The following is a 1,361-nucleotide window of genomic DNA, read 5'->3' on the forward strand; positions in this document are numbered from 1 at the left end:
ATCAACTCGACGACTACGATCAAGAGCTAGTCGGATGCGAAGCCGCTGTTGACGTCGATACCATAGTACATGAACAGCGTGCCGATCAGCGGTCCGAGCGTGGTGGCGGCGCCGCCGAGCAGCACCCACAGCAGCGGCAGGATCGAGTACTGTACCGAGGCGAAGCTCGAGCCGACATAGCCGAACAGCAGCGCATAGGCAGCGCCCGACGCCGCGCAGATGGCGCCGGAGACGACCACGGCGGCGAGCTTGTTGGAGAAGGTGTCGTACCCCAGCATTTTGGTCCGTTCCTCGTTCTCGCGGATGGCGACCAGCACGCGGCCGATGTCCCGATCCTTGATCGCCGAGATCCAACCCGTGATGTCACCGGCGCTGTTCTCCACCCAGGAGCGGATGATGGCTGCGGCCAATACATCGGCCAGCCGCGCCAGCATCATGCCGGAGCCGGCCCGGTTCCTCGTCGCCTCGTCGGCCATGGCTTCCAGCAAATGCGGGATGCCTGGCTCGCCGGCCATCAGCTCCTTCGCGCGCAGCATATCCGGCATCATGGCCAGCAGGGGATGCGAGCCATCGTGGTTGAAGTGCATGCTGCCGCAGAACAGCAGCGTTTTTGCACCATGGCCGCCGTTCGAGACGGCGTAGACATTGTCCTGCAGGGGCTCGACGCTGTAGCTTTCGAGCGGTTCGGCTTGTACACCGGGTGCGCTGGCAAGGATATGCTCGGCGCCGCGCGGCAACAGCAATGCATCGCCGGCTTTCAGTTCCATCCATTCGCCTAGTGGCGAAAGCAGCCAGCATCCGGCACGGCCGATGAAGTGAAACCGCGCCGCCTTCTGCACCGGAAAGAGCACGGCCCAAGGCGCGCCCAGTTCGCAGCGGCCATAGTCGACGCCCTCGAGGCGCAGCGCGCGCAACATCTCGGTCAACGCACCCCCCGGGGCCGGCACAGTGTCGTTGGGCGAGGTCAAGTCCATGCCGATTCCTACAGCAGTTCAGCGTCCCACGGAAACGCTGAACTGCTGTACCTCTTCGGGCAATTCCGGACGGAATTGCTCCAGCCTGGAGTCACGGCCTGCCGCTTCAGCCGGCCTGGCGGATCTCAGCATGTTCCTCGGCACGCAGGTGGCTGGGAGCCGAGCCGATGACGCGCTTGAAGGCCCGGCTGAAGGCGGCGTCCGACTCATAACCCAGGCGTGTGGCGACGACGGAAATCTTCTGGCGATCGCGCACCAGCCATTGTCGGGCCTGGTGCATGCGCACCTGGGTGACGTACCTGGCCGGCGTCTCGCCGACAATGGTGGCAAAACGCTCGGCAAAGCCCGATCGCGAGGCGCCCATCATCCTGGCGAGCGCCTCGACGG

The 1,361-nt window shown here is 64.8% G+C and carries 2 protein-coding genes; both read right to left on the minus strand.

What is annotated here, in order from left to right; genetic code table 11:
* Positions 1-26 precede the first annotated feature (26 nt).
* The gene (locus FJ980_RS31915; RefSeq protein ID WP_140547482.1) at positions 27-974 is read right to left on the minus strand and encodes a cupin domain-containing protein; all 948 of its coding nucleotides are present in this window, start codon (positions 972-974) and stop codon (positions 27-29) included.
* Between the two features lie 106 nt (positions 975-1,080).
* Positions 1,081-1,361, minus strand: a 281-nt coding sequence (locus FJ980_RS31920) for an AraC family transcriptional regulator (protein WP_140547483.1), incomplete at its 5' end; no start/stop codon positions are given.

The organism is Mesorhizobium sp. B1-1-5 (assembly GCF_006443065.1).
Taxonomy (GTDB): domain Bacteria; phylum Pseudomonadota; class Alphaproteobacteria; order Rhizobiales; family Rhizobiaceae; genus Mesorhizobium.

Coding starts and splice junctions, on each gene's coding strand:
- FJ980_RS31915 (WP_140547482.1), bottom strand. CDS start 974: ATGGACTTGACCTCGCCCAACGACACTGTGCCGGCCCCGGGGGGTGCG.